Source organism: Streptomyces sp. NPDC028298 (assembly GCF_055565895.1).
In genome coordinates, this window is sequence record NZ_JBVHTL010000006.1 from 553,944 (window position 1) to 577,247 (window position 23,304).

At 71.9% G+C, this 23,304-nt stretch carries 21 protein-coding genes and 1 tRNA gene; 11 read left to right on the top strand and 11 right to left on the bottom strand.

The features are described from left to right. Window positions 1-31 precede the first annotated feature (31 nt). The 4 genes from ACZ4TO_RS28070 (at window position 32) to ACZ4TO_RS28085 (ending at window position 5,079) form a co-directional block, all read left to right on the top strand. Window positions 32-586: a DUF501 domain-containing protein gene (locus ACZ4TO_RS28070; protein WP_382791856.1), complete on the top strand. Its 555-nt coding sequence runs from the start codon at window positions 32-34 to the stop codon at window positions 584-586. Beyond that, window positions 583-1,554, top strand: coding sequence for a Ppx/GppA phosphatase family protein (locus tag ACZ4TO_RS28075; RefSeq protein ID WP_382791859.1), 972 nt, complete (start codon window positions 583-585; stop codon window positions 1,552-1,554). The genes ACZ4TO_RS28070 and ACZ4TO_RS28075 overlap by 4 nt, the downstream gene beginning before the upstream one ends. Before the next feature lie 581 nt (window positions 1,555-2,135). Further along, window positions 2,136-3,524: an NAD(P)/FAD-dependent oxidoreductase gene (locus ACZ4TO_RS28080; protein WP_326787331.1), complete on the top strand. Its 1,389-nt coding sequence runs from the start codon at window positions 2,136-2,138 to the stop codon at window positions 3,522-3,524. 265 nt (window positions 3,525-3,789) lie between these two features. Further along, window positions 3,790-5,079: a class I SAM-dependent methyltransferase gene (locus ACZ4TO_RS28085; protein ID WP_382791863.1), complete on the top strand. Its 1,290-nt coding sequence runs from the start codon at window positions 3,790-3,792 to the stop codon at window positions 5,077-5,079. 152 nt (window positions 5,080-5,231) lie between these two features. Here the strand turns inward: ACZ4TO_RS28085 and ACZ4TO_RS28090 are convergent, their stop codons facing one another. Both ACZ4TO_RS28090 and ACZ4TO_RS28095 read right to left on the bottom strand, forming a co-directional pair. Further along, complete coding sequence (locus tag ACZ4TO_RS28090) at window positions 5,232-7,760, bottom strand: ABC transporter permease (protein ID WP_468025528.1); 2,529 nt, start codon at window positions 7,758-7,760, stop codon at window positions 5,232-5,234. Window positions 7,761-7,823: 63 nt separating this feature from the next. Next, window positions 7,824-8,624, bottom strand: coding sequence for an ABC transporter ATP-binding protein (locus ACZ4TO_RS28095; protein WP_385044481.1), 801 nt, complete (start codon window positions 8,622-8,624; stop codon window positions 7,824-7,826). Between the two features lie 449 nt (window positions 8,625-9,073). On the opposite strand from ACZ4TO_RS28095, the gene ACZ4TO_RS28100 reads away from it, so the two are divergent. Both ACZ4TO_RS28100 and ACZ4TO_RS28105 read left to right on the top strand, forming a co-directional pair. Further along, window positions 9,074-9,156: transfer RNA gene (locus tag ACZ4TO_RS28100), tRNA-Leu, on the top strand. 278 nt (window positions 9,157-9,434) lie between these two features. Continuing rightward, on the top strand, window positions 9,435-10,331 hold the full coding sequence (locus tag ACZ4TO_RS28105) for a Bax inhibitor-1/YccA family protein (RefSeq protein ID WP_382791872.1): 897 nt from the start codon (window positions 9,435-9,437) through the stop codon (window positions 10,329-10,331). A gap of 149 nt (window positions 10,332-10,480) precedes the next feature. Here ACZ4TO_RS28105 and ACZ4TO_RS28110 read toward each other — a convergent pair whose 3' ends face one another. Next, window positions 10,481-10,711: a DUF4287 domain-containing protein gene (locus ACZ4TO_RS28110; RefSeq protein WP_363106326.1), complete on the bottom strand. Its 231-nt coding sequence runs from the start codon at window positions 10,709-10,711 to the stop codon at window positions 10,481-10,483. A 104-nt stretch (window positions 10,712-10,815) separates the two neighbouring features. Here ACZ4TO_RS28110 and ACZ4TO_RS28115 point away from each other — a divergent pair, with 104 nt between their 5' ends. After that, complete coding sequence (locus ACZ4TO_RS28115; RefSeq protein ID WP_382791875.1) at window positions 10,816-11,127, top strand: hypothetical protein; 312 nt, start codon at window positions 10,816-10,818, stop codon at window positions 11,125-11,127. Between the two features lie 55 nt (window positions 11,128-11,182). Here the strand turns inward: ACZ4TO_RS28115 and ACZ4TO_RS28120 are convergent, their stop codons facing one another. From ACZ4TO_RS28120 to ACZ4TO_RS28130, 3 genes are all read right to left on the bottom strand, one after another. Continuing rightward, the gene (locus tag ACZ4TO_RS28120; protein ID WP_382791878.1) at window positions 11,183-11,980 is read right to left on the bottom strand and encodes a hypothetical protein; all 798 of its coding nucleotides are present in this window, start codon (window positions 11,978-11,980) and stop codon (window positions 11,183-11,185) included. Window positions 11,981-12,272: 292 nt separating this feature from the next. Continuing rightward, on the bottom strand, window positions 12,273-13,493 hold the full coding sequence (locus ACZ4TO_RS28125) for an acetyl-CoA C-acetyltransferase (RefSeq protein ID WP_382791880.1): 1,221 nt from the start codon (window positions 13,491-13,493) through the stop codon (window positions 12,273-12,275). A 557-nt stretch (window positions 13,494-14,050) separates the two neighbouring features. Then, on the bottom strand, window positions 14,051-15,079 hold the full coding sequence (locus ACZ4TO_RS28130; RefSeq protein WP_382791883.1) for an SGNH/GDSL hydrolase family protein: 1,029 nt from the start codon (window positions 15,077-15,079) through the stop codon (window positions 14,051-14,053). Window positions 15,080-15,222: 143 nt separating this feature from the next. Between ACZ4TO_RS28130 and ACZ4TO_RS28135 the strand changes: the two genes are divergently transcribed. Further along, a complete protein-coding gene (locus ACZ4TO_RS28135; RefSeq protein WP_382791886.1) occupies window positions 15,223-16,617 on the top strand; it encodes a cystathionine beta-synthase in 1,395 nt (464 codons plus the stop codon). Between the two features lie 401 nt (window positions 16,618-17,018). Here ACZ4TO_RS28135 and ACZ4TO_RS28140 read toward each other — a convergent pair whose 3' ends face one another. Then, complete coding sequence (locus tag ACZ4TO_RS28140; protein WP_382791889.1) at window positions 17,019-17,456, bottom strand: hypothetical protein; 438 nt, start codon at window positions 17,454-17,456, stop codon at window positions 17,019-17,021. A 147-nt stretch (window positions 17,457-17,603) separates the two neighbouring features. Between ACZ4TO_RS28140 and ACZ4TO_RS28145 the strand changes: the two genes are divergently transcribed. The 3 genes from ACZ4TO_RS28145 (at window position 17,604) to ACZ4TO_RS28155 (ending at window position 21,014) form a co-directional block, all read left to right on the top strand. Next, entirely contained in the window at window positions 17,604-19,154 is a 1,551-nt protein-coding gene (locus ACZ4TO_RS28145; protein ID WP_468025563.1) for an aromatic amino acid ammonia-lyase, read from the top strand. 71 nt (window positions 19,155-19,225) lie between these two features. Then, entirely contained in the window at window positions 19,226-20,290 is a 1,065-nt protein-coding gene (locus ACZ4TO_RS28150; RefSeq protein ID WP_468025564.1) for a MurR/RpiR family transcriptional regulator, read from the top strand. 154 nt (window positions 20,291-20,444) lie between these two features. Then, a complete protein-coding gene (locus ACZ4TO_RS28155; protein WP_382791892.1) occupies window positions 20,445-21,014 on the top strand; it encodes a hypothetical protein in 570 nt (189 codons plus the stop codon). 30 nt (window positions 21,015-21,044) lie between these two features. Here the strand turns inward: ACZ4TO_RS28155 and ACZ4TO_RS28160 are convergent, their stop codons facing one another. The 4 genes from ACZ4TO_RS28160 to ACZ4TO_RS28175 form a co-directional block, all read right to left on the bottom strand. Next, entirely contained in the window at window positions 21,045-21,419 is a 375-nt protein-coding gene (locus tag ACZ4TO_RS28160; protein ID WP_355763800.1) for a roadblock/LC7 domain-containing protein, read from the bottom strand. 14 nt (window positions 21,420-21,433) lie between these two features. Next, window positions 21,434-21,952 (bottom strand): roadblock/LC7 domain-containing protein, encoded by a 519-nt coding sequence (locus tag ACZ4TO_RS28165; RefSeq protein WP_382791896.1) that lies wholly within the window; start codon window positions 21,950-21,952, stop codon window positions 21,434-21,436. A gap of 65 nt (window positions 21,953-22,017) precedes the next feature. Further along, window positions 22,018-22,830 (bottom strand): hypothetical protein, encoded by an 813-nt coding sequence (locus ACZ4TO_RS28170; RefSeq protein ID WP_382791899.1) that lies wholly within the window; start codon window positions 22,828-22,830, stop codon window positions 22,018-22,020. Continuing rightward, window positions 22,827-23,234: a hypothetical protein gene (locus tag ACZ4TO_RS28175; RefSeq protein ID WP_037628227.1), complete on the bottom strand. Its 408-nt coding sequence runs from the start codon at window positions 23,232-23,234 to the stop codon at window positions 22,827-22,829. Before ACZ4TO_RS28175 ends, ACZ4TO_RS28170 begins: the two co-directional genes overlap by 4 nt. Between the last annotated feature and the right edge of the window lie 70 nt (window positions 23,235-23,304).

The following is a 23,304-nucleotide window of genomic DNA, read 5'->3' on the forward strand; positions in this document are numbered from 1 at the left end:
GAACTGACCAGAAAGACACGTGACTCACGGCATGGAAACGCCACCGCCCACCACCCCGCGCACCGAGCCCACCGACGCCGACGTCGAGGCCTTCAAGCAGCAGCTCGGCCGGCCGCCGCGCGGGCTGCGCGCGATCGTGCACCGCTGCCCCTGCGGCCAGCCGGACGTGGTGGAGACGGCGCCCCGCCTCCCCGACGGCACGCCGTTCCCGACCACGTACTACCTGACGTGCCCGCGGGCCGCGTCCGCGATCGGGACGCTGGAGGCCAACGGGGTCATGAAGGAGATGACCGAACGACTGGCCACCGACCCCGAGCTGGCCGCGGCCTACCGCGCCGCCCACGAGGACTACATCGCGCGCCGTGACGCGATCGAGGTCCTGGAGGGCTTCCCGAGCGCGGGCGGCATGCCGGACCGGGTGAAGTGCCTGCACGTTCTGGTGGCGCACTCGCTGGCCGCCGGCCCCGGCGTCAACCCGCTCGGCGACGAGGCCATCGCCATGCTGCCCGAGTGGTGGCGCAAGGGCGCCTGCGTCACCCGGGCCGGAGCGCCGGCCGGCGACGAGTCCGCCGAGGACGGCCGGTGACCCGCGTCGCCGCCGTCGACTGCGGTACGAACTCCATCCGGCTCCTGGTGGCCGACGCGGACCCGCGGACGGGCGAACTCACCGACCTGGACCGGCGGATGACCATCGTCCGGCTGGGCCAGGGCGTCGACCGCACCGGGCGGCTCGCCCCCGAGGCGCTGGAGCGGACCTTCGCCGCCTGCCACGCCTACGCCGAGGCCATCAAGGAGCACGGCGCCGAGCGGCTGCGCTTCGTCGCCACCTCCGCCTCCCGGGACGCGGAGAACCGGGACGAGTTCGTGCGCGGGGTGCTGGACATCCTCGGCGTCGAGCCGGAGGTCGTCACCGGCGACCAGGAGGCCGAGTTCTCCTTCACCGGCGCGACCAGGGAACTGGCCGGGCGCGACGACCTCGCCACGCCCTACCTGGTCGTGGACATCGGCGGCGGCTCCACGGAGTTCGTCGTCGGCGCCGACCGGGTGCGCGCGGCACGCTCCGTGGACGTCGGCTGCGTACGGATGACGGAACGTCACCTCGTGCGCGACGGCGTCGTGACCGACCCGCCCACCGCCGAGCAGGTCGCGGCGATGCGCGCCGACATCGAGGCCGCCCTCGACCTCGCCGAGGAGACGGTCCCGCTGCGCGAGGCGCGCACCCTGGTGGGGCTGGCCGGCTCGGTCACCACGATCGCGGCGATCGCGCTGGACCTCGCCGAGTACGACTCCGAGCGGATCCACCACTCCCGCGTCCCGATCGCGCGCGTCCGCGAGATCACCGAGTGGCTGCTGCGCTCCACCCACGCCGAGCGCGCGGCCGTCCCCTCCATGCACCCGGGCCGCGTGGACGTGATCGGGGCCGGCGCCCTCGTCCTGCTCTCGATCATGGAGCGGACCGGGGCCGGGGAGGTCGTGGTCAGCGAGCACGACATCCTCGACGGCATCGCCTTCAAGGTGGCGGAGGAAGCCGAAGCGGCCCGGCAGGGCGACTGACGCCATCCGTCGACGCGTCGAGAGCGGGTGTGACACGGCCCCGGGTCCCCTTCCAGGGAACCGGGGCCGTCGGCGTCCCCGGGCGGCCGGACAGGGCTCAGGAGCGCCGTGTGCGGCCGTGGCGCACGGCGTGGCACGGGTCTCCTTTGCTACTCGTCGGTAGCCTCGGCTGAGCGGGTCGGATAGCGTATGAGCGTGCCGGAGGGGGTCCTGGACGCCCTCTCGTGCGACTCCGTCGAGAAAGTTCGTGAAGTTCTTCACAAGGAAAATGGCCCTGCTGAGCGACGAACGGGCCACGAAGGGGCCACTTGGGCCCTTCCGCGGGGCCGGGCGGGTCCGGAAGCATGCTCGGTGAAGCGTTGCGACCGCGTTTCAGGACGGTGAAACACAGGTGTGGTCCGCTCGGCCGAACGGGTTGGGCCGCAGCTCACGCGGTGTTGACAACGGTACGAACCGTACGGCGGTCCACCCCTGCCGCCATGACCCCGGTCACGAGGGCGGCGGAGTGTAGCAGAGCCCCTGTCCGAGCTTGTGAAGGGGCGCACGAGCGACCCCCCTGAACCAGGTGGATACTCGATGGCATGAGCACCACGGAGCGTCCCAGGATCCTCGTAGTAGGCGGTGGGTACGTAGGCCTGTACGCAGCTCGGCGCATCCTCAAGCAGATGCGCTACGGAGAGGCGACCGTCACGGTCGTCGACCCCCGGTCGTACATGACCTACCAGCCCTTCCTCCCCGAAGCAGCCGCCGGCAGCATCTCGCCGCGGCACGTCGTCGTCCCGCTGCGGCGTGTACTTCCCAAGGCGGAGGTCCTCACCGGCCGGGTCACCACCATCGACCAGGACCGCAAGGTCGCCACGGTCGCCCCCCTCGTGGGCGAGGCGTACGAGCTGCCTTTCGACTACCTCGTCATCGCGATGGGCGCGGTCTCCCGCACCTTCCCGATCCCCGGCCTCGCCGAGCAGGGCATCGGCATGAAGGGCATCGAGGAGGCCATCGGCCTGCGCAACCACGTTCTCGAGCAGCTCGACAAGGCCGACTCCACCACGGACGAGGACGTCCGCCGCAAGGCGCTGACCTTCGTCTTCGTGGGTGGCGGCTTCGCCGGCGCCGAGACCATCGGTGAAGTCGAGGACATGGCCCGTGACGCGGCCAAGTACTACAGCAGCGTGTCCCGCGAGGACATGCGCTTCATCCTCGTCGACGCCGCGGACAAGATCCTTCCCGAGGTCGGCCCCAAGCTCGGCCAGTACGGCAAGGAGCACCTGGAGAGCCGCGGTGTGGAGATCTACCTCTCCACCTCCATGGACTCCTGCGTCGACGGCCACGTCGTGCTGAAGAACGGCCTCGAGGTCGACTCCAACACGATCGTCTGGACGGCCGGCGTCAAGCCGAACCCCGTTCTCTCCCGCTTCGGTCTGCCGCTCGGCCCGCGTGGCCACGTGGACACCCAGACCACGCTCCAGGTGCAGGGCACGGACTACATCTGGGCCGCGGGCGACAACGCCCAGGTGCCGGACGTCGCCGCCCGCAAGGCCGGTGTCGAGAACGCCTGGTGCCCGCCGAACGCGCAGCACGCGCTGCGTCAGGCCAAGATCCTCGGCGACAACGTGATCTCCGGCATGCGGGGCTTCCCGCAGAAGGAGTACGCGCACGCCAACAAGGGCGCCGTGGCCGGTCTCGGCCTGCACAAGGGCGTCGCGATGATCGTCATGGGCAAGATGAAGATCAAGCTCAAGGGCCGCCTCGCCTGGTACATGCACCGTGGCTACCACGGTCTGGCCATGCCGACCTGGAACCGCAAGATCCGCGTCTTCGCGGACTGGACGCTCGCGATGTTCCTCAAGCGCGAGGTCGTCTCCCTGGGTGCCATGGAGACTCCGCGCGAGGAGTTCTACGAGGCCGCCAAGCCGGCTCCGGCCGCCCCGGCGCCCGCCGTCAAGACCGAGGAGAAGGCCAAGGCCTCCTGACCGAGGCCTCCTGACCTCCGGTCACCGAACGCCCCGAAGGGGCCGCCCGCCATCCGTGGTGCGGGCGGCCCCTTCGGCGTTCCCCGCCCCGGGGCGGCCCGGTGCGCCCTGGGCGCCGTTCGAAGCGGCGCCGGGGCGCCACGTAAAGCATGGTGCGTACACACATTTTGCGAATCTGTGTCGTGAAGGGGGGACTGCCCGGCGAGGGGGTAGATGTTTACGTGGTGTCGGAGCGTTCGGGAGTGTTGTCTCGGAGGTGTACGCCATGCAGGACGCCGCGCCGCGGCTCAAAGGCCTTGTCGAACAGTTGCTGGGAGCCCCTCTCCCTTTGCGCGTGCGCGCCTGGGACGGTTCGGAAGCCGGTCCGCCCGCGGCGCCGGCGCTCGTCGTCCGCAACCGGCGGGCCGTGCGCCGACTGTTGTGGAAGCCGGGCGAGTTGGGACTGGCCCGCGCCTGGGTCTCCGGCGACCTGGGCATCGAGGGAGACCTGTACACCGCCCTGGACCTGCTGTCCGGGCTCGTCTGGGAGCGCGGCGAGGACGCGCGCGGGCTCGGGGCGGCGCTGCGTGATCCCGAGGTGCGCGCCGCGGTCCGCGGGCTGGTGGGGATGGCGGGACTGCCGCTGCCGCCCGCCCCGCCCCCCGAGGAGGTGCGCAGGCGCCGCCACCTGCACACCAGGCGCACCGACCGGAGCGCGATCAGCCACCACTACGACGTCGGCAACGACTTCTACGAGCTCGTCCTCGGCCCGTCCATGGTCTACTCGTGCGCCTACTGGCGGGAGGACGGCACCCTGGAGGAGGCGCAGCGCGACAAGCTCGAACTCGTCGCCCGGAAGCTGGCCCTGAAGCCCGGTCAGCGACTCCTGGACGTCGGCTGCGGCTGGGGCTCGATGGCCGTGCACGCCGCCCGGGACCACGGCGTGAGGGTGGTCGGGGTGACGCTGTCGCAGGAACAGGCCGCGTACGCCCGTAAACGGGTCGCGGAGGAGGGCCTGACGGACCGGGTCGAGATCAGGGTGCAGGACTACCGGGACGTCACCGACGGGCCCTACGACGCGATCTCCTCCATCGGGATGGCCGAACACGTCGGCGCCGAGCGCTACCTGGAGTACGCCGAGGTGCTCGGCCGCCTCCTCGCCCCCGGAGGGCGGCTGCTCAACCACCAGATCGGCCGGCGCCCGCAGCGCGACGAGTCGTCGTACACCGTGGACGCGTTCATCGACGCCTATGTGTTCCCCGACGGCGAACTCGCCCCCGTCGGGACGACCGTGGCGCTGCTGGAGCGGGCCGGGTTCGAGGTGCGTGACGTCGAGGCCCTGCGCGAGCACTACGCGCTCACCCTGCGCCGCTGGGTCGCCAATCTGGAGGCGGGCTGGTCCCGTGCCGTCCGGCTCACCGGTGTCGGCCGGGCGCGCGTCTGGCGGCTGTACATGGCGGCGAGCGCGGTCGCCTTCGAGCGCAACCAGATCGGCGTCAACCAGGTGCTGGCGGTGAAGACTCCGGGCGCGTCCGGCGCGTCCGGGATGCCGCTGCGGGCGAGAACCTGGAACTGAGGCGTCCGGAGCGCGGGCGCGCACGCGGAGGGGGTCCCGTTCCGGACGGAACAGGACCCCCTCGGTCGTCTTCCGGGTTCACCTGGCTTCCCGGGCCCGCCTGGCTCACCTGGCTTCCCGGGCCGCCGCCGCGGCCCGGGCGCCGTGCCCGGTCACTCGGACTTGATCGCCCCCAGCATGTTCAGCCGGGCCGCCCGGCGGGCCGGCCAGAGCGCCGCCAGGACTCCGACGGTGGCCGCGAGCAGGAGGAAGAGCGCCATCCGGCCCCAGGGCAGGACCAGTTCGTACGTCGACATCCTGCTGCCCAGCAACTCGCCGGCCGCCCAGCCGAAGAACACGCCGAGACCGATGCCGAGGACGCCGCCGAAGAGCGAGATGACCAGGGACTCCAGACGGACCATCCGCTTGACCCCCTTGCGGTCCAGGCCGATCGCGCGGAGCATCCCGATCTCCTGCGAGCGCTCGAAGACCGACATCGCGAGGGTGTTGATGACCCCGAGGACGGCGACGATCACCGCCATCGCCAGGAGGCCGTAGAGCATGTTCAGCATCAGCGTGAACATCTGGGCGATGCCCTCGGAGATGTCGTGCTTGTCCTGGACCTTGACGGCGGGGTTGTCGCCGAGGGCCTTCTCCAGACTGTCCTTGGCCGCGGCCGAGGCGCCGCCCGCCGTCTTCACCATGACCTGCATGTCGGAGACGTCCCGCTGGTGCGGGGAGAGGGTGGTGTCGTCCAGGATGATGCCCTGGATCATCTCGTTGGCCTCGTAGACCCCGGCGACGGACAGTCGCTGCTTCGCGCCGTCCTCGTAGGCGACCTGGAAGCGCGAACCGGCCTTCCAGCCGTGGGACTTCGCCGTGTCCGAGTCGACCACGACCCGGGTGCCGCCGACCTGGAAGGCGCCGTCGGTGACGTCGAGGTCGGTGAGCTTGCCGATGGCCGGGCCGTTGACACCGGTCAGGTTCTCCGTCTGCCGGTCGATGCGGGAGGGCGCGTTGCGCAGCGGACTGGTGTCGGTGACCCCGTCGACCGCGGCGAGCTTCTTCTCGACGTCCGGGGACAGCGAGTTGCCGTTCGCCATCGACACGAGGTAGTCCGCCTTGATCGCCGAACTGGCCATCTTGTCGATCGACTTCTGCAGGCTGCCCGCCATCACCGTCATGCCGGTGATCAGCGTGAGACCGATCATCAGCGCCGAGGCGGTGGCGGCGGTGCGGCGCGGATTGCGCACCGAGTTCTGCCGGGCCAGCTTGCCGGAGATCCCGAAGACCCGCAGGACCGGAGCCGCCGCGGCGATCAGCGGCCGGGACAGCAGGGGGGTGAGGACGAAGACGCCGAGGATGAGGAGCACGGCGCCCAGACCCATCGGGGCCTGGCCGTCCGAGCCGTCCATCGTCGTCGCGTACAGGACCACGGCGACACCCGCCGCCGCGAGCAGGGCGCCGATCGTGTTGCGCAGGACCAGGGACTTCGTCGTCGCCTTCGCGTGGAGGCTGCTCATCGCGGCCACCGGGGGGATCTTCGCGGCGCGCCGGCCGGGCAGCCACGCGGCCAGCATGGTGACGAGGACGCCGACGAGCAGCGCCGTGGCGACGGTGCCGGGCGAGACGACCAGCGGGCCGTCCGGCACCGTGGCGCCGAGCGTGCCCATCAGGGAGCGCATCGCGGCACCGATGCCGATGCCCGCGGCGAGCCCGCCGACGGCCGCCACCGCGCCGACCACGAACGCCTCGATCAGCACCGAGCGGGTGACCTGGCGGCGGGAGGCGCCGACGGCGCGCAGCAGCGCCAGTTCCTTGGTGCGCTGGGCGACCAGCATGGTGAAGGTGTTGGCGATGATGAACGTGCCGACGAACAGGGCGATGCCGGCGAAGACGAGCAGGCCCGTCTTCATGCCGCTCATCGCGGCGGAGATCTGCTCGGCCTGGTCGTCGGCGAGCTGCCGGCCGGTGACGGTGGAGGCGGTGTCCTTCGGTACGACGGCGTCGAGGGCCTCGCGCAGCGCGCTCTGGCTGGTGCCGGGCGCGGCCTTCACGTCGATCTCGTCGTAGGCGCCGGTCGAGTGGAACAGCCGCTGCGCGGTCGCCGTGTCGAACAGGGCGAGGCTGCCGCCCGCGGCCACGTTGCCGTCGTCGGTGCTGAAGATGCCGGCGACGACGGGTTCGAGGACGGGGCCGTCGACGGACAGGCGTACGGTGTCGCCGACCTTGTAGCCGGTCCGCCGCGCGGTCTCGGTGTCGATCGCGATCTCGCCGGTGCCGTGCGGGGCGTGCCCGGCCGTCAGGGGGTAGCGGGGGTCCTTGTCGCCCCAGAAGTTGCCGCCCTGCGACTGGAAGCCGCCGCCGATGAGCTTGCCGTCCTTGTCGGCGATGGCGGTGAAGCCGTTCACGACCCCGATCGCGGAGGCGGCTCCGGGCACCCGGGCGGCCTTGTCGAGCAGGGGCCGCGTCAGCTTGTGCGTCCTGCCGACGGTGTCGCCCGAGTCGGCCGCGCTCTCCGGGCGGATCGCGACGTCGACCTGGTCGAAGCCCTTGGCGGAGCTCTTCTGGTAGGCGTCCGAGATGGTGTTGGTGAAGACCAGGGTCCCCGAGACGAAGGCGACGCCGAGGAGGACGGCGAGCACGGTCATCAGGAGTCTGGCCTTGTGCGCGAACACGTTGCGCAAGGCGGTACGGAACATGGGTCTTCTCAGTCCAGGTGTACGAGGAGAGGGTGGGGGCGCGTCAGGAGGGTTCGGCCCGCGTCAGCTCGTGCGGTTCTCGCCGTCGAGTGCGGGGGTCCGGGGGTTTCCCCCGGGAAGGTTCCGCATGAGGTCGAGGACCGAGTCGGCGGTCGGCTCGTGCACCTCGTCGACGATCCGTCCGTCCGCGAGGAAGACGACCCGGTCCGCGTAGGCGGCGGCCACCGGGTCGTGCGTCACCATCACCACGGTCTGGCCGAGCTCGCGCACGGAGTTGCGCAGGAAGCCGAGGACCTCCGCGCCCGAGCGCGAGTCGAGGTTCCCGGTCGGCTCGTCGCCGAAGATGATCTCGGGGCGGGAGGCGAGGGCGCGGGCGACGGCGACGCGCTGCTGCTGGCCGCCGGAGAGCTGGGAGGGGCGGTGGCTCAGCCGGTCCGCGAGGCCGATCATCTTGATGACGCGGTCCAGCCACTCCTTGTCGGGCTTGCGGCCCGCGATGTCCATGGGGAGCGTGATGTTCTCCAGGGCGCTCAGGGTCGGCAGCAGGTTGAACGCCTGGAAGATGAAGCCGATCTTGTCCCGGCGCAGCTTGGTGAGCTGCTTGTCCTTCAGGGAGCCGAGTTCGGTGTCGCCGATGCGCACCGAGCCGGAGGAGAAGGTGTCGAGGCCGGCCACGCAGTGCATCAGCGTGGACTTGCCCGACCCCGAGGGGCCCATGATCGCGGTGAACTCGGCCCGCCGGAAGTCGACGCTGACCCGGTCGAGCGCGACCACCTGGGTCTCGCCCTGCCCGTAGACCTTCGACAGTTCCGTGGCGCGGGCTGCGACCGCGGTGCTTGTGCCGGCGAGGGGAGTGGTGGTCACGGGAGGGTGCTCCTGTCGGGACGAGGACGTTTCTGAGGACGTGTTCCATCGTCCGTGCCGATCCGCGGCCTGTAGTCACCCGCTGTTCCGGTTCCGGGGGCAGTCTCGGGTCGGACCGCGAGCGGGCGTGTCATACCTGGGGATGACGGAACGCCCTGAGAGCCGTCCGGGTCGCCGCCGGGGAGCGCGCGGCGGGCGGCCGCACTCCCGGGAGCCGGCCCGGGAGCCGGCCCGGGGCTCGGCGTGATCGCGTTCGGACGGTGAAATTCCGTCAATCCCCGTACGCGGGCCGCGCGGGTCCGGGAGGCTGTTGGCAAGTGCTGACGGCCTGTGCGGCGTACTGATGCACCCTCAGACGTCAATAAAATAAGACAACATCGGTCCGCACGCCCGCTGTTCGGGGGATGCGCCCCGATAGGCTCGGAACCTCGATGCGGAGCCCATGGTCTGCCCGGATGGTGGAATGCAGACACGGCGAGCTTAAACCTCGCTGCCCCTCGCGGGCGTACCGGTTCAAGTCCGGTTCCGGGCACTTCCCGCCCCTGTGAAGCAGGACGCGGGCCACGGTCGGACCTCTCCGGGAGTGGCCCGCAGGCTCCGTTCCTCCGCTCGTTCCTCCCCCTCCGGCCGCGGCGCGGGCCGCCGCCGCGGAGAGCGGTGTCACGGCTTCGTACCAGTGCGGGCACACCAGGGGGCACACGCGTACGGTGGCACAACGAGGGAAAGATCCTACTCAAGCACTAGGGTCATTCCTTTGCCTACCCATTACCCTTGAGCCAAGGCCACGCAGTGTGGCCATGGAGGAGTGAGATGAGGAGCAGCAACCCGGTCTTCTCGCGACGGGGGTTCAGCCGCGACAACGGCTACGCGGGCTTCAACGCGGCGCCGCAGGCCGGGGGACCCGCTGTCGGCACGCAGGGGAACCCGTACGCCCAGCAGGGCGGCAACCCCTACGCGCAGAACCCGTACGCGCAGAACCCCTACGCACAGCAGGGCCTCCAGCAGGGTGCTCCGCCGCAGGCCCCGGTCACCACCGGCCGTATGACGATGGACGACGTCGTCGTGCGCTCGGCGATGACGCTCGGCACGGTCGTCGTCGGCGCCATCCTGGCCTGGGCGCTGCTGCCGGTCTCCAGCACGAGCTACGGCCTGGCCATCGGCTCCGGCCTGGTCGCCTTCGTCCTCGCGATGGTGCAGTCCTTCAAGCGCGCCGCCTCGCCCGCGCTGATCATCGGGTACGCCGCCTTCGAGGGCGTCTTCCTCGGTGTCATCAGCGAGATGTACAACTCGCAGTGGCACGGCGCGCCCTTCCAGGCCGTGCTCGGCACCATGGCGGTCGCCGGCGCCACCCTCCTCGTCTACAAGGCGGGCTGGATCCGCGTCACCGCCCGGTACGCGCGCATCGGCATCACCATCGCCATCGCCTTCGTCGCCGTCATGGCGGTGAACCTCCTGCTGGTCGCCTTCGGGGTCGCCCCCGACGGCGGACTGCGCAGCAGCGGCCCGCTGGGCATCGCCGTCGGCATCCTGGCGATCCTGATCGGCGCGTTCTTCCTGACCCTCGACTTCAAGCAGATCGAGGACGGCATCACCTACGGTGCGCCGAAGGAAGAGGCATGGCTGGCCGCGTTCGGCCTGACCATGACCCTCGTGTGGATCTACGTCGAGATGCTGCGACTGGTCGCCATCTTCAGCGGCAGGGACTAGTCACGACGACGGCCGGACAGGCCGTCAGGTGAGACGAAGGGCCCGCGAACCACCAGTTCGCGGGCCCTTCGGCATGGGTGCCGGTGTCAGCGCGTGCGATGTGAGGCACGTGCGTGTCGTCGGTTGGCGGTCGTCTCGGTGGTGCGCGCTCACAGCAGTTTGCGCGCGGCCCTCCTCAGGTCGTACTCGTGGATGATCGCTTTCGCGTGGCCGTACGCGAGGTCGTGTTCGGCGCGGAGCCAGCTCACCTTCTCCTCGAAGCGGAAGAGGGAGGGACCTTCGTCGACGGTGCGCAGCCAGTCGGAGATCTCACGACCGGTGCAATGGGGGATGCGGGCGAGCAGGTTGCGATGGGTCTCCTCGGAGAAGACTTGGGACATCGGCGCCTCCGAACGCAAAGGGGATGTAAGCCGGTCCTTCACGCCACCGTGCCTGAGGGTTGGGTTGTTGGCAACAGTCCCGCCGCTGCGCGTAGTCTCGCGGCGTGCTGGATACGACGCCGTTGACCCGAGCCGTGGACCACTTTGCCGACCGGTTGCGGGCCGCCCCGCAGAGCCGCCTGCAACGCGGTGCCGCGGCCGAGGCACTGGGGCTGGCCAGGGAGTTCGCCCTGCGCGCCCAGCGGGTCGAGGACCCGTCGGGGGAGCCCCGGGAGATGCCCGACGCCGGGATGTTCGCCGCCGCCGACCAAATCACGGTCGCCGCGCACGACTTGGCCCTCGTACTGAAGAACGAGGAGGAACTGGCCGAAGCGGTGACGCTCGTGGCCGAGGCACAGAAACGCGCCGGGGTCTGACCTGGTCGGTCGACTCCGGCGCGCGGGCGGTCCCGCGGTCCGCCCGGGGCGGCCGCTACAGCGACGCTATGACGCGGTCCGCCAGGATGTAGACGCTCTCCTCGCCGAAGGAGAAGGTCAGCGCGTACGCGCCCGAGACGCCGGAGCCGCCGAGCAGGACCGGGGCCTCGCCCGCCGTCAGCGCGGCGGCGAGCCGCTGCGCGGTCTCGCGGTGGCCGGGGGTCATGCACAGGGTCGTGCCGTCGGCGAAGACGTAGACGTCGAGAGTGCCGAGCGGGCCGGGGCGGACGTCCGCCAGTTCCGTACGGGACTCGGCGAGCTCCTCCAGGCGGGCCACCGTGCGTTCGTGGTCGCCGACCACCGGTGACTGCACCGGGACGAAGTCCGGGTGCGAGGGGTGGCGGCGGCGGGCCGCGGCGAGCTCGGGGGAGTCGGCGGCGGTGCCGCTCGGCTGGAGGTCCTCCAGCTCCGTGCCCGTCTCGGCCACCGGCTCCAGGTGATCCAGGCCCACGAAGTCGGAGTGGCGCGGCAGGAACAGCTCGGTGTCCGGCAGTCCGAGCAGCGACGGCGCGTCGGAGGCGTCACGCGCCTCCTGGGCGGCCCAGAAGGCCCGCGCCTCGGCGAGCTCCCGCTCGCGCTCCTCGGCCAGCGCGTCGGCCACGGCCGTGCGTATCTCGTCCGCGTCGGCGGACCCTCGCGCCGCGGGCACAAGGGCCCTCGCCGCGACGGCGCGGCTCGCGACGAGTTCGCTGTGCAGGGCTGCGACCTGCCGACGCACACCCCACAGGGTGCGCAGAACGGCGACGCCCACGGCCGCGCTTGCGGCGGTGGCGAGCAGCAGAGCAATCGGCATGGCGCTCACTGACGTACTCCCGGTTCAAAGTCGGCCCCCGACTTCCTACATCAGCTTGAAGGGCGAACCATCAAACTGTCAGTGCGTAACGTCACGAATAGGACAGGACTTTGGGCCTCAGGTTTAGCTGCGCAGTGCACTTGACCTGCGGAAACACCCCTCCAGAGGGACATAGGTCACATCTTGGATGGGATTGGATCACAAATCGGCCCAGAGGCCCGGTGGTTCCGGGCTTCTGGGCCGATTCGTTCACGCTGGGTTCAATTCCCGTCACAGGAACGGGTCGTCGCGGTCAGCTCAGACGCTCGATGACCATCGCCATGCCCTGGCCGCCGCCGACGCACATCGTCTCCAGGCCGAACTGCTTGTCGTGGAACTGGAGGCCGTTGATGAGCGTGCCGGTGATGCGGGCGCCGGTCATGCCGAAGGGGTGGCCGACGGCGATGGCGCCGCCGTTCACGTTCAGCTTCTCCAGCGGGATGTTCAGGTCGCGGGCGCTCGGGATCACCTGGGCGGCGAAGGCCTCGTTGATCTCGAACAGGTCGATGTCGTCGACGGTGAGACCGGCGCGGCTGAGCGCCTGCTTGCTGGCCTCCACCGGGCCGAGGCCCATGATCTCGGGGGACAGGCCGGTGACGCCGGTCGAGACGATGCGGGCGAGCGGGGTCAGGCCGAGCTCGCGGGCCTTCGTGTCGGACATGATCACCAGGGCGGCGGCGCCGTCGTTCAGCGGGCAGCAGTTGCCGGCGGTGACCAGGCCGTCGGGGCGGAAGACCGGCTTGAGGCCCTGGACGGCCTCCAGCGTCACACCCGCGCGCGGGCCGTCGTCCTTGCTGACGACCGTTCCGTCCGGGGTCGTGATCGGGGTGATCTCGCGCTCCCAGAAGCCGTTCTTGATGGCTTCCTCGGCGAGGTTCTGCGAGCGCACGCCGAACTCGTCCATGTCCTGGCGGGTGACGCCCTTGAGGCGGGCCAGGTTCTCGGCGGTCTGGCCCATCGCGATGTAAGCGTCCGGGATCAGGCCGTCCTCGCGCGGGTCGTGCCAGGTCGAACCCTCCGACTGCGCGACCTCGACCGTACGGGCCTCGGCGTCGGCGAAGAGGGGGTTGTGGGTGTCGGGCATGCCGTCGGAGGTGCCCTTGACGGACCGCGAGACCATCTCGACGCCCGCCGAGATGAAGACGTCGCCCTCGCCCGCCTTGATGGCGTGCAGGGCCATGCGGGAGGTCTGCAGGGACGAGGAACAGTAGCGGGTGATGGTGCAGCCCGGGAGGTGGTCCATGCCCATCTGCACGGCCACGATGCGGCCGAGGTTGTGGCCCTGCTCGCCGCCGGGGAGGCCGCAGCCGAGCATCAGGTCGTCGATGAGCTTCGGGTCGAGCTCGGGGACCTTGGCGAGGGCGGCCTGGATGATCGTGGCGGTCAGGTCGTCGGGGCGCACGTCCTTCAGAGAGCCCTTGAAGGCGCGGCCGATCGGGGAGCGGGCGGCTGAGACGATCACGGCTTCGGGCATCACGGCTCCATTGGCGTACGGGAAGTGTGCAGGGCTGCTTGGGAAGTTACCCGTACGTACCGTCGGGGTCACCGGTGTGGGGGTGTGACACCGGCCGCACTTTTCTAAGCGCTTGCTTTTTGCTGGCGGGGGCGCCTTGGGGGTGGTCCGCTGCACGGGGCTCGCTCTGAGGAGGTGACCCCCCGTTCCGGTGACCGCCCCGGGGCTCCGCCCCGGACCCCGCTCCTCAATCGCCGGAGGGGCTGAAAATTCGCGCCGCACCTTTCAGACACGGGCCAGGGCGACGGCCCCAGGGGCGCGAGGAACTGCGCGGCCGACCCCCACGCACCCGCAGCCGACTACGGTCGCGCCCGGCCCGGACCGGGTCCGAATTTCGGTGCCGGCCGGGGTCGAGAAGGTCAGGGGCGCGGGGAACTGCGCGGCTAGCCCCCACGCGCCCGCAGCCGGGTACGGTCGCGTCCGGCCCGGAGCGGGTTCGGATTTCGGTGCCGGGCGGGGGTGAGAGACCTAGGGGCGCGGGGAACTGCGCGGCCGGCCCCCGCGCGCCCGCACCTGGGTCAATTCGAGGGGGTCGGGGTCGGGTCTGTTGCCGGGAGGCGTTGGCGGCGGCGGCGTTTCAGGAGGGCCCAGGGGCCACGGGGCCCGGTGGGCATCGCGGCGGCGACCTCGGTGCCGGGCTCGGACGCGGCCTCCGCGGCGGCACGGGCGACCGGCAGGAACCCCTCGTGACGCGAGACGTCGGGCCGCTCCTCGTCCGCCGGCCACAGGCCGAGCGCCGCGCAGACGGTGGGCAGCAGCGCCATGGCGGCCGTCGCGTACCCCTCGGCCGAGGGGTGGTAGTGGTCCGGCCCGAACAGCTCACGCGGGTTCGCCTCGAACTCGGGGCCCAGCAGGTCGCCCAGCGACACCGTACGGCCGCCCTGCTCGACCGTCCCGATCGTCTGGGCGGCGGCGAGCTGACGGGACGCGCGCCGCGCCAGCCACCGCAGCGGCTGCTGGACCTGCTCCACCGTGCCCAGGTCGGGACACGTGCCGACGACCACCTCCGCACCGGCCGTGCGCAGCCGCCGTACCGCCGCGGACAGATGACGCACGGAGCGTGTCGGCGGCATCCGGTGCGTCACGTCGTTCGCGCCGATCATGATCACGCAGATGTCGGGCAGCCGCGAGGTGTCCGCGAGGGCGAGCGCGACCTGGCGGTCCAGGTCGTCCGACTGGGCACCGGGCAGCGCCACGTTGCACAGCTCCACCGGCCGCTCGGCCACCGCCGCGAGCCCCGAGGACAGCAGCGCGCCCGGCGTCTGGCGGGCCCTGCGCACACCCTGGCCGGCGGCCGTCGAGTCGCCGAGCATCGTCAGCCGCAGCGGGGGTTCGTCAGGGGAGGCACCGGCATAGTCGTACCCGTACAGACCGTCGGCGCGCGGGGCGTAGGGAGCGTGTCCGTTGTTCACGTGCCGCTTCACGAACTGCACCTCGGCCAGCACCAGACCGACGGCCGCCGCACCCACCAGCCCGATGCCGCCCCCGCCGTACGCCGCGCCCGCGGCGATCCGCCGTGCCACCCTCGCCCTCGACATGCTCGACATCCGTCGCCACCACCTCCTGTAGCCGTACAACCACTGCTTGCCCCGAAGTGCGGGTGGGCCAATCTCAACTGAGGGTGAACGGCTGCGCAGGGCCGTAGGCTGACGGGACCATTCCTTTAAAAAACGCAGCTCCGGAGACAACGGTGCAATTCCACGACTCGATGATCAGTCTCGTCGGCAACACCCCGCTGGTGAGACTCAACAACGTGACCGCGGGGATCCAGGCGACCGTCCTGGCGAAGGTCGAGTACTTCAACCCCGGCGGATCCGTGAAGGACCGCATCGCCCTGCGCATGATCGAGGCCGCGGAGGAGAGCGGCGCGCTCAAGCCCGGCGGCACGATCGTCGAGCCGACCAGTGGCAACACCGGTGTCGGGCTCGCCATCGTGGCGCAGCAGAAGGGGTACAAGTGCATCTTCGTGTGCCCCGACAAGGTCTCCACCGACAAGATCAACGTGCTGCGCGCGTACGGGGCCGAGGTCGTGGTCTGCCCCACCGCCGTGGACCCGGAGCACCCGGACTCGTACTACAACGTCTCCGACCGGCTCGTGCGGGAGACCCCGGGCGCCTGGAAGCCGGACCAGTACTCCAACCCGAACAACCCCCTGTCGCACTATCACTCGACCGGCCCCGAGCTGTGGGAGCAGACCGAGGGGAAGATCACCCACTTCGTGGCGGGCGTGGGCACCGGCGGCACGATCTCCGGCACCGGCCGGTATCTGAAGGACGCCAGCGACGGCAAGGTGCAGGTCGTCGGCGCCGACCCCGAGGGGTCCGTGTACTCCGGCGGCTCCGGCCGGCCCTACCTGGTCGAGGGCGTCGGTGAGGACTTCTGGCCGACCGCGTACGACCGTACGGTCGCGGACGAGATCGTCGCGGTGTCCGACAAGGACTCCTTCCAGATGACGCGCCGCCTGGCCAAGGAGGAGGGCCTGCTCGTCGGCGGCTCCTGCGGCATGGCCGTCGTCGCCGCGCTGCGCGTCGCCGAGCGCCTCGGCCCCGACGACGTCGTCGTCGTGCTGCTCCCCGACAGCGGCCGCGGCTACCTCAGCAAGATCTTCAACGACGAGTGGATGGCCGACTACGGCTTCCTGGAGGACACCGGCCCGAGCGCCCGTGTCGCCGACGTCCTGAACGACAAGGCGGGCGCCTCGATCCCCTCGCTGGTGCACATGCACCCCGAGGAGACGGTCGGCGAGGCCATCGAGGTGCTGCGCGAGTACGGCGTCTCGCAGATGCCGATCGTCAAGCCGGGCGCCGGTCACCCGGACGTGATGGCCGCCGAGGTCATCGGGTCCGTCGTGGAGCGCGAGCTCCTGGACGCGCTGTTCACCAAGCGGGCCTCCCTGGAGGACCCGCTGGAGAAGCACATGTCCTCGCCGCTGCCCCAGGTCGGTTCCGGCGAGCCGGTCGGCGACCTGATGTCCGTGCTCGGCGGGGCCGACGCGGCGATCGTGCTCGTCGAGGGCAAGCCCACCGGTGTCGTCAGCCGGCAGGACCTGCTGTCCTTCCTGGCCAAGGGCGGCGCCAAGGCCTGACCCCCTCCGGGGTGGGCCTGAGCAGGAATTTCGCTCGAAGTGTCGGATCCGTGTGGATCTTCCGGCTCCGGCCGGGGTGAACTTCGCGGAAGTGGTACGAGCGCGACACGTCCGCGCAGCACCCGCTTAACACGGGTCCGGCACATTAGTGGGTGTCGGCAGGGCGGGAGCGGCTCCCCGCCCCGGCCGACGCCGAACGGCGCCAAGGACCTCCGGAGCGGCTCCCGGACCTCCATGGACGCCTAGGACGCGCAAGCCCGGTCCTGACCCGGCCCGCGTCCCTCGCGGGGACCGCCGTCGTCCCGCCCCCCTTCACCGGGGGTGCGGCGGTCCCCGCGCATAACGTCGAAGGGCCCGGCGCTCGTCCCGAGCGCCGGGCCCTTTCGTATGCCGTTCCGGCCCTACTCCTCCCAGTCCGACTCCTGCCGGGACGCGCGGCGGCCGAAGAAGCCGGGGGACAGGCGGGCCGCCTGGACCACGTTCACCCCGACGATGCCGCCCCAGGCGACGAGCAGACCCGGCAGATGCGCGTTCGCCACGCCGATCGCGGACAGCGGGATCGCGAGGACGAGCGAGACGATGCCGAAGCCGAAGCGCTCGCCCCAGGAGTCGGCGGACTGGGGCGAACGCGACCCGCGCGCCACCACCATCTGCTGTTCGGCGAGCCGGCGCCGCACCCGGCGGTCGACGGCGCCGTCGAGGCGCTGCTCGACCTTCTCCAGGAACGAGTCGACCAGCGCGGACTCGTACTCCTCGCCGAGTTCCCTGCGCGCGTGCAGGGTGGCGTCGAGTTCCTTCTTCAGCTCCGCGTCGTCATGGCGGGCGTTCATACCGGTCATGTCCAACACGTTAGGCAGCCGGGACGCGTCCGGCACTGGGGATAGCCCCCCTCTTGCCGCGGGGCCGAGCCCCCGGGAGACGCCCCTTGCCGGGCTGCATATCGTCATGCAGAGTTCTCGGTACCTGAATAGAAGGGTGTGCGCGTGGTGTCGTCTCGGATCGTGGACCCGTCGTGTGCGGTGACGCCTCCGGCGGCCGTCGCACTCGTGGTCCTGGACGGCCGCGGCACCGGAGTCGACGACGTCGTACGGCTCGCCGACGGGGCCGCGCGCCCGGTCCCCGGCACGGACGCCATGAAGCGCGTCGAGGAGTCCTGGTCCGCCGCCCGGCGCATCGCCGCCACCGGCCGCGTCTACGGCCGCTCCACCGGCGTCGGCGCCAACCGGAACGAGGACGTCCCGACCGAGGCCGCCGCCGGCCACGGGCTGCGCCTGCTGCGCAGCCACGCCGGCGCCATAGGAGCGGAACTGCCCGCCCGGCAGGTCCGGGCCATGCTCGCCGTCCGCGCGAACCAGCTCCTCGCGGGTGGCGCGGGCCTGCGGCCCACCGTCGTGACGGCGCTGTGCGAGGCGCTGGAGAGCGGCGCGTACCCGGCCGTCAACGAGTTCGGCTCGGTCGGCACCGGGGACATCGCGGCCCTGGCCCAGATGGGCCTCGCCCTCGCGGGGGAGCACCCGTGGAGAGGCCCGGACGGCTCCCCGGCCCGGGCCGGCGGAGGCCTCGCCCCCGAGCCGCAGCCGCTCGACAACAACGACGCCCTCGCGCTCATCAGCAGCAACGCCCTCACCCTCGGACAGTCCGCCCTCGCGCTGCACGAACTGCGCGGGCTGATCGGGGCCACCCAGGTCGTCGCGGCGCTGTCCCTGCTGGCGGTCGACGGGTCCCACGAGGCCTACGCCGAGCCCGTGCACGCGGCCCGCCCGCACCGGGGCTCCGTCGCGGTGGCACGCCGGATGCGGGAGCTGATCGGCGCCGCCGACCGGCCCACGCCACCGCTCGGACGCCTCCAGGACCCGTACGGCTTCCGCTGCCTGCCCCAGATCCACGGCCCGGCGCACGACGCGGCCGACGCGCTCGAGGCGGTCCTCGCGGTGGAGATCAACGCCGCCGCGGAGAACCCCCTCATCTCCCCCGAGGACATGGCCGCCTACCACCACGGCGGCTTCTACCAGGCCCAACTCGCGCTCGCCCTCGACCACTTCAGGCTCGCCGTCACCCAGGTGGCGCGCCTGTCCACCTCCCGGCTCTCCACCCTCAACGAACCCGCCTACACCCGGCTGCGCCCCTTCCTCGCCGACGCCGAGCCCGCGGCCTCGGGCGTGATGATCCTGGAGTACGCCGCCGGTGCCGCTCTCGGTGACCTGCGGGCCTTCTCCGCGCCCGCCTCGCTCGGCCACGCTGTACTCTCCCGGGGCGTCGAGGAACAGGCGAGCTTCGCCTCACTCGCCGCACGCCAGACGCTGCGTGCGTGTGGTGCGTACCGTCTCGTCGTCGGCTGTGAACTGGTCGCCGCGGTACGGGCGCTGCGTCAGCGCGACCTGCGGCCCGACCCGGAGCTGCCGGCCGGGCGGGCACTGGAGCTGGCCGAGGCGGTGCTCGACGCGGAGCAGACCGACCGGCCGCTCACGGACGACGTGACGGCGGCCGCCGCGCTGCTCGACCGGTTCACGGACATCTGGAGGGGGAGCACGTCATGAGCACGCTCGGCGACAGGGCCGCAGGCGGCGACAGGGACGGGGACGACGACGTGATGGGGAGCGGCGGGACGATGCAGGACGGTACGGCGACGGGGGTCGGCGGGGCGACGGACGCCGACGGGTCCACGGGTGCCGGCGCGTCCACGCGGCCCGGCGAGGCGACGGGCCCGGGCGAGGCGACGGGCCCGGGCGAGGCGACCAGGGGCGGCGGGGCGGCGGGCGTCGGCGGGGCGAGGGGTGTCCGCGAGGTGGTCGGCGGTGGCGGCCTGGAAGGTGACGGTCCGGAAGGTGACGCGGGTGTGAGCGACAGCCCCGCCGGACGGCTCCAGTCCCTCTTCGAGGGGCGCCGGCTCACCCCGACCCAGCGGCGCATCGCCCACAGCATGGTGCGCAGCGCCGCCGACGTGCCCTTCCTGTCCAGCGTCGAACTCGCCGAACTCGCCGGAGTCAGCCAGCCCTCCGTCACCCGCTTCGCGGTCGCGCTCGGCTTCGACGGCTACCCGGCGCTGCGCCGCCACCTGCGCGAGGTCGCGCCCGCCGAACCGGCCGCCGACACCGCCTCGTACAACGAGTACCAGCAGGCCGTCGAGGCCGAGATCGAGAACCTGCGCCACCTCGCCGCCGTCCTCGCCGACCCGCGGCCGGTCGCACGGGCGGGGCGGCTGCTCGCCGCGTCCCGTCCGCTGCCCGTCCTCGGGCTGCGCGCCGCCGCCTCCCAGGCCTACGGCTTCGCCTACTTCGCCGCCAAGGTGCACCCGGACGTCCGGCTGCTGCACGAGGGCGGCACGATGCTCCAGGACCGCGTCGACGCGGCCGTCCGGGCCGGGGCCACGGCTTTGCTGTGCTTCGCGCTGCCCCGCCACCCGCGCGAGGTCCTCGACGCCCTCGCCTACGCGAAGGAGGCCGGCCTGACCGTCGTCACGGTCGCCGACTCGGCGTTCGCGCCCGTGGCGAAGGTGTCCGACCTGCTGCTCCCCGCCGCCGTCGGCACCGGCCTCGCCTTCGACACGGCGTGCGCGCCGATGCTGCTGGGCCGCGTCCTGCTGGAGGCCATGTGCGACGACCTGCCGGACGCCCAGGCGCGACTGGAGCAGTTCGACGCACGGGCCGCCGTACGGGGCCTGTTCGTGGAGTAGGCAGGGTCCCTCCCGGCCCTCCGGGCGCCGATTCGGGCGTTTCTCAGACGCGTCTCACCTTCCGTGGCTAACCTGCGCGGCCGAAGGCATACGGGCGTGGCGGCGGTCGGCGGCGCGCCCGAGGACGTGCAGGCGCAGGGACGGGAGGCGGATCGTGGCGCGCGGAGGACAGGGACTGGCCCGAGTGGCCGTCGTGGTGCGGGCGGGAGCGGCACCGCTGTGGTGGAGCGGGGTGCTGGCCGCCGGGATCGGCGTACTGCTCCCGGGGCTGACCGGGCGCAGGATCGGCGTCATGGCGGGCGCCGCGCTGTTTCTCGTCACGGCCGCCGTCGTGGCGCGTCGGGGCACCAAGCGGTACGACGCCCTGGTCCGCTCGGCCGCCCGTGCCGGCAAGCACGATGTGCTCCAGGACCGTGCCGTGACCGTGCGCAACTGGCGCCGGGGCCACCGCTGGTGGCTGCTGCTCGGCTTCGTCGCGGCGCTCGGCAGTTCGTTCGCCGTGCCCGCCGCGGGCGGCATGCTCCTCGCCGGGGCGGGTGTCGGGCTGTGGCTGAAGGCCGCTCGGCTCGGACGGGTCGAGCAGGCCGAACAGGCGCTGATCTGGGTGCGCGTCGACTGGCTCGGCCCGCGCGCCGGAGCCCCCGTGGGCAAGCCGGTCCGCGCGGTCCGGGCCACCGGAGTGGCGGCGGGTGACGCCGCGCCCGGTGGGGCGCGGCGTCACTGACCCGAACGGAACCGGACCCGCTGCGCGGAACTAGATCTCCAGATCTGCCTCGATCCGCTTCAACTGGTGCCGGGCCATCGCCAGGTTGGCGCGCTTCTGGTCGAGCACCAGGTACAGGAAGAGGCCGTTTCCGCCGCGCCCCTTCATCAGCCGGATCAGGTGGTACTGGTCGGACAGCGTGATCAGGATGTCCTCGATGTCGCCCTTCAGGCCCAGGTGTTCCATCGTGCGCAGTTTGGCGCGGACGACATCGGTGTTGCCGGCGGCCGCGACCGTGAGGTCGAAGCTCTTGCTGCCGCCGATGGTGCCCAGGGCCATACCGCTCGTGTAGTCGACGAGGGCGGCTCCGGTCGCGCCTTCGATGGACGCCAGAGCCTCTTTGAGGGCGGTCTCGGTGTTCGTCATGATGTGGTGCTCCTTCAGCTCTCTGTTGTTCTCGGGTGGTTGGTGGCAGGAGTGGATGTGGACCGCGGGGTGGTGCCGCGGGGGGTGCGCGTGCGCAGCGGGGCCTTGGCGGAGGGCTTGGCGGCCGGCTTGGCCGGTTCGGCGGCCGGCTCCCCGCGAGCCGTGGCGGCGTCGACGAGTTCGCCGATCCGGGAGCCGGAGCGCCGCCCCTCCAGGTGCAGCCGGCCGACGTTGACCCGGTCCTGGGCGAGCAGGGTCAGCACGGCGGAACCGCCCGCCGCGTACGTGGCGACGTAGCCGTGCACGCCGCGCACCAGCAGCTCGCGCAGGTCGCCGTGACCGGTGGACTCGGCCATCCGTATGGCGACCCCCAGGGCGGCCGCGGTGAGCGCGGCCAGGCCGTCCGGCTCCACACCGGGCGTGTCGTGGGCGAGGACGAGACCGTCGGCGCTGGCCGCGAGCGCTCCGGTCAGCTGGGGCACCCGGGCCCTCAGCCGATGGAGTTCGTCCAGGACTTCGGCCTCCGCCGCCATCAGCAGTCTCCTCTCGGCACGCTGTCGTAGCGCGCGGATCACAAGGCCTCCCGCGGGGTTGGGACTCACAAGGCCTCCAGCGCGTCTCTGAGTCGCCGCAGCAACGCGACGTCGGGATCGGCGGAGGTCTGGGTGAGCACGCTGGGCGGGGGGAGCGGCTGCGGTTCGGGCGCGGCCGTCACGAGTCCGGCGGCGGCGAGCCGGCGCAGGTCGACGAGCGTGTGGAAGGCCGGCCGGCCCAGCGCGAGGGACACGTCCGCCGCCGTGCGGACGCCGTCCACCCGGCCGAGGACGGCCTCCTGGCGCAGCGGCACCGACGGTCCCGCGATGAGCCCGGCGCGCCGCAGGGGTGCGGTGTCGGTCGCCGGGTCGGGCCAGATCCGGTGCAGGAGTTCGCGCCGGCGCACCGTCTCGCGCTCCAGCGCGGCGACCGGGACGGGGCGCAGCGGGCCGAACCAGTGCGCGGCGCCGTACCGGAAGCGGCTCGGGGTGCTGCTCGGCCCGAGCACGAAGTACGCGGCGTCGTAGAGGGAGCCGAGGTGGCACAGCTCCAGCGCGCCCTCCGCGATCCGTCCGGTGTCGATCAGGAACCGGCCGACCCGGCGGCGCGCGCCGGCCGTGGCGACCGCCTCCCGCCACACCTCGGGGTCCAGGACGCCGTGGACGGAGAAGAGGACGTCGAGTCCGGGGGTGGCCGGGCTCTCGGCGTGCACCACCTCGCCGTCGGCGAGGTAGAGGGTGCCGCGTTCGCGGATGAGGACGCCGGTGGCCCGTTCGTCGGCGAGCCTGCTGAGCATCGGTGAGGCGCCGCCGGCGGCGCCCGGTGCCGGGTCCCGTATCGGGAGCCGGGGCGGGGGAGGTGTCCTGACCGTGGTCATACGAGCACCAGCCGTCCGGCCATCTCGCCCAGCCGGATGCGGGCCAGGGCGAGGTTGCCGTCCGAGCGGGCCAGCCACAGATGCAGGAACACGCTGCTGTCGAAGGCGGTCCGGACGAATCGCAGGACGTGATAGCTGTCGCGGTTGCTGATGATCAGGTCTTCGATCGGGGTCTCCTGGTCGGACCACTCGGACCAGTCGGAGCCGCCCTTGGGGGCGAACGAGCGGTTCTCCGCGGCGAGCCGGGCCAGCTCGGCGGCCTCCGCCGCGGTCGTCTCGTGGTCGTCGCCCGGAGCGTCGCCGACCGTGCCCAGGGCCAGGCCGCTGGTCCAGTCGACCACCGAGGCGCCTCGCGCACCGGGCAGTGTCATGGCCTCCAGCAGGCACTCGTCGATACCGGGCACCGTGTCTCCCTCCCGCCAAAGGGTTCGGCCGAGTGACGCCGAAGTTACGCACTGTGTGCACGGGAAGGGA

What these genes read in the sequence shown, in the direction of transcription:
- ACZ4TO_RS28070 (WP_382791856.1), top strand. Translation starts at nt 32, where the DNA reads ATGGAAACGCCACCGCCCACCACCCCGCGCACCGAGCCCACCGACGCC.
- ACZ4TO_RS28080 (WP_326787331.1), top strand. Translation starts at nt 2,136, where the DNA reads ATGAGCACCACGGAGCGTCCCAGGATCCTCGTAGTAGGCGGTGGGTAC.
- ACZ4TO_RS28085 (WP_382791863.1), top strand. Translation starts at nt 3,790, where the DNA reads ATGCAGGACGCCGCGCCGCGGCTCAAAGGCCTTGTCGAACAGTTGCTG.
- ACZ4TO_RS28090 (WP_468025528.1), bottom strand. Translation starts at nt 7,760, where the DNA reads ATGTTCCGTACCGCCTTGCGCAACGTGTTCGCGCACAAGGCCAGACTC.
- ACZ4TO_RS28105 (WP_382791872.1), top strand. Translation starts at nt 9,435, where the DNA reads ATGAGGAGCAGCAACCCGGTCTTCTCGCGACGGGGGTTCAGCCGCGAC.
- ACZ4TO_RS28110 (WP_363106326.1), bottom strand. Translation starts at nt 10,711, where the DNA reads ATGTCCCAAGTCTTCTCCGAGGAGACCCATCGCAACCTGCTCGCCCGC.
- ACZ4TO_RS28120 (WP_382791878.1), bottom strand. Translation starts at nt 11,980, where the DNA reads ATGCCGATTGCTCTGCTGCTCGCCACCGCCGCAAGCGCGGCCGTGGGC.
- ACZ4TO_RS28125 (WP_382791880.1), bottom strand. Translation starts at nt 13,493, where the DNA reads ATGCCCGAAGCCGTGATCGTCTCAGCCGCCCGCTCCCCGATCGGCCGC.
- ACZ4TO_RS28130 (WP_382791883.1), bottom strand. Translation starts at nt 15,079, where the DNA reads ATGTCGAGCATGTCGAGGGCGAGGGTGGCACGGCGGATCGCCGCGGGC.
- ACZ4TO_RS28140 (WP_382791889.1), bottom strand. Translation starts at nt 17,456, where the DNA reads ATGACCGGTATGAACGCCCGCCATGACGACGCGGAGCTGAAGAAGGAA.
- ACZ4TO_RS28150 (WP_468025564.1), top strand. Translation starts at nt 19,226, where the DNA reads ATGCAGGACGGTACGGCGACGGGGGTCGGCGGGGCGACGGACGCCGAC.
- ACZ4TO_RS28160 (WP_355763800.1), bottom strand. Translation starts at nt 21,419, where the DNA reads ATGACGAACACCGAGACCGCCCTCAAAGAGGCTCTGGCGTCCATCGAA.
- ACZ4TO_RS28165 (WP_382791896.1), bottom strand. Translation starts at nt 21,952, where the DNA reads ATGGCGGCGGAGGCCGAAGTCCTGGACGAACTCCATCGGCTGAGGGCC.
- ACZ4TO_RS28170 (WP_382791899.1), bottom strand. Translation starts at nt 22,830, where the DNA reads ATGACCACGGTCAGGACACCTCCCCCGCCCCGGCTCCCGATACGGGAC.